The sequence below is a fragment of the Yoonia sp. genome, assembly GCF_036007805.1.
GTDB lineage: Bacteria > Pseudomonadota > Alphaproteobacteria > Rhodobacterales > Rhodobacteraceae > Yoonia.
On the sequence record NZ_DASYOK010000162.1, the window covers coordinates 1 to 2,992 of the forward strand.

A 2,992-nucleotide genomic window follows, 5' to 3' on the forward strand; every position below is an offset into this window, starting at 1 on the left:
GCGCGGTTTTCGCCTGACGAGGTGGTGCAACTGACCATCGAATTCTATCGGCGGAATTATATCGAAGGGCTGTTTTTATCCTCAGGGATCATCCAGTCGCCCGACAAGACCATGGAAGACATGCTGCGCATCGCCAAACGCCTGCGCGAGGTCGAGAATTTTCGCGGCTATATCCACCTGAAAACCATCCCCGACGCCGCCCCCGAACTCATCGAAGAGGCGGGGCTTTACGCGGACCGTCTGTCCATCAACGTGGAACTGCCCACCGACCAAAGCGTCAAAGCCTACGCGCCCGAGAAAAACCCCGCGACGATCCGCAAGGCCATGGGTGATGTGAAATCGCGCAAGGATGTGGCGAGCGAGCGGAGCTATACCGGCAAGCGTGGCAAACGCTTTGTTCCCGCGGGCCAGTCGACCCAGATGATCGTAGGTGCGGATGGGTCCACCGATGCCACGATCCTTGGGCAATCGACCATGCTTTATGGCGACTACAAGCTCAAGCGCGTCTATTATTCCGCGTTTTCGCCGATCCCCGATGCCACTGCCAAACTGCCGCTGATCAAGCCGCCGCTTGCGCGCGAACACCGGCTTTATCAGGCCGACTGGCTCTTGCGGTTTTACGGCTTTGGCGTGGATGAAATCACCGCCGCCCGCCCCGATGGCAACCTGGATCTGGATATTGATCCCAAACTGGCCTGGGCCTTGCAGAACCGTGCGCTGTTTCCTGTGGACGTGAACCGCGCCAGCAAGGAAATGCTGTTGCGCGTACCGGGTTTTGGCACCCGCACCGTGGGCCGGATCCTGTCCACCCGCAGGCACCGCAGGCTGCGTTATGATGATCTGCTGCGCATGGGGGCATCGCTGAAAAAGGCGCAAGCCTTTATTGTCGCCCATGACTGGACCCCGGGCGGCCTGACCGACAGTGCTGACCTGCGCGCCCGTTTTGCCCCACCCCCCGAACAATTGAGCCTTTTTTGATGTATACCGTTCCACTGCCCCGCATCGGCACAGATATTGCATGGCGCGACGCCGCCAAACGCCTGATTGGCGCGGGCGTATCGCCCGAGGATATCCTGTGGGATTTCGACAACGAAATGGGCGAGCTGTTTTCCATCGACACACCCCTGCCCCCTGTGACCAGGCGCATCAAAGCACCACAAAGCTTTGTCGAAATGGCCAATTGGGTGGTCTGGCACAAAGACCCGCAGCGTTTCGCGCGGCTCTATGCGATGTTGTGGCGGCTACGCCATCAGCCGGGCCTCATGCAGGATCGCGCCGATGCAGACTTGGCCAAATTGCGCCAGATGGAAAAGGGCGTGCACCGTTGCAAGCACAAAATGAAGGCTTTCGTGCGTTTCCGTGATCTGCGTCAGGGCGGCGCGCGGCGCAGCTTTGCCGCGTGGTTTGAACCCACCCACCATACGGTGGAACCAACAGCGCCGTTCTTTGCGCGCCGCTTTGCCGATATGGACTGGATGATCGCAACCCCAGACGTGACCGCGCAGTTTATTGACGGCAACCTGACCTTTCACCCCGGCCAGCCAAAGCCTGACCTGCCCGAGGACGCGACCGAGGCGCTCTGGGGGACGTATTTCTGCAATATCTTCAATCCCGCCCGCCTGAAGGTCAGCGCGATGACATCAGAGATGCCCAAGAAATACTGGAAAAACCTGCCCGAAGCGCAGCATATCCATGATCTGATCGCAGGGGCAGAAGCGAAAGTGCAAGAAATGCGCGACGCCGCCCCTACGCTCCCACCCGAACGGGTGGCCAAGATCAAACGGCAATTGCGCGGCGGGGATTAGGATGCGCCATCCGCTTCACGTAGCCAGCGCGCGAATTCCGCCTCTGGGACAGTGTCATCGGCGAGGCCTTCCATCATTGTGACCACCTGCGCATCAGGGGCACGAAAGTCCACACCATTCAAATACAAAAATACAAAAGCTGTCTGAAACGCCGTGCGCTTATTGCCATCAATAAAGGCATGCGCTTTGGCAATCCCAAACGCATATCCAGCGGCGACATCAAATAGATCGGGCGTCCCGTAAGCCCAAAGGTTTAAAGGCCGCGCGCACCCCATTTCCAGCAATGCAGCATCGCGGGTGCCCGGTGTTCCGCCGTGCCGTGTAATCATACGGTCGTGGATTGCCTTGACTGCCGTCAGAGGCACCCAACGCGGCGCATCACGCTTCATGCAAGCGCATCCATCGCTTTGCTAAACCTGCGCCCACCGATTTCGGCCGCTTCCATTGCGTCAGAAAAATCATTGTCATGCCGTCGCAGGGCCAAGCTGCCATCGTCGGTGCGCACAAGGTAAATCGTGTCACCCTCGGCGGCGTCTAAAACGGCTAAAACCTCTTTCGACAAGGTCAAAACGGCTGAATTTCCGACTTTACGGATTTTTGTCTCGAACATGATTTTTCTCCTGATCTAGAGGTATATACGCCCGTATATCCAAAAAATCAAGCCGCGTCAGGTGTTGAACAGGAAGTGCATCACATCGCCGTCCTTGACGATATAGGCCTTGCCCTCGGCGCGCATCTTGCCCGCTTCTTTTGCCGCCTGTTCACCTCCGAGAGTCACAAAATCATCATAGGCAATCGTTTCGGCACGGATAAAGCCGCGCTCAAAGTCGCCATGGATGACACCGGCGGCTTGCGGGGCTGAGGTCCCTTCCTTGATCGTCCATGCGCGTGCCTCTTTCGGGCCGACGGTAAAATAGGTTTGCAGGTGCAAGAGTTCGTAGCCCGCACGGATCAACCGGTCGAGACCTGCTTCTTCCAGCCCCATTTCCTCGAGGAACATTGCCGCCTCTTCGGGGTCCAGCTGGCTGATCTCTTCCTCGATACGCGCCGAGATCACCACATGGGAGTTACCCTGCGCGGCGGCCATTTCAGCGACGCGAGCGGACTGGCTGTTGCCTTTGCCTGCGCTGTCTTCTTCGACGTTGCAGACATAAAGGACGGGCTTGGTCGTCAGCAGTTGCAGCATT

General features: G+C 58.2%; 4 protein-coding genes and 1 pseudogene. 2 read left to right on the plus strand and 3 right to left on the minus strand.

What is annotated here, in order from left to right:
- Nucleotides 1-978 (plus strand): putative DNA modification/repair radical SAM protein (locus VGP75_RS09650; protein WP_327543458.1); only part of this gene is annotated, 978 nt, incomplete at its 5' end.
- A pseudogene (locus VGP75_RS09655) lies at nucleotides 978-1,790 on the plus strand (TIGR03915 family putative DNA repair protein); the annotation flags it as partial. The gene VGP75_RS09650 and the pseudogene VGP75_RS09655, both read left to right, overlap by 1 nt.
- A gap of 11 nt (nucleotides 1,791-1,801) precedes the next feature.
- On the opposite strand, the gene VGP75_RS09660 reads toward VGP75_RS09655, so the two are convergent.
- From VGP75_RS09660 to VGP75_RS09670, 3 genes are all read right to left on the minus strand, one after another.
- A complete protein-coding gene (locus VGP75_RS09660; RefSeq protein ID WP_327543459.1) occupies nucleotides 1,802-2,194 on the minus strand; it encodes a type II toxin-antitoxin system death-on-curing family toxin in 393 nt (130 codons plus the stop codon).
- The gene (locus VGP75_RS09665) at nucleotides 2,191-2,415 is read right to left on the minus strand and encodes an AbrB/MazE/SpoVT family DNA-binding domain-containing protein (protein WP_327543460.1); all 225 of its coding nucleotides are present in this window, start codon (nucleotides 2,413-2,415) and stop codon (nucleotides 2,191-2,193) included. Before VGP75_RS09665 ends, VGP75_RS09660 begins: the two co-directional genes overlap by 4 nt.
- Nucleotides 2,416-2,472: 57 nt before the next feature.
- Nucleotides 2,473-2,992: DUF933 domain-containing protein (locus VGP75_RS09670; RefSeq protein WP_327543461.1), on the minus strand; the 520-nt coding region annotated here is incomplete at its 5' end.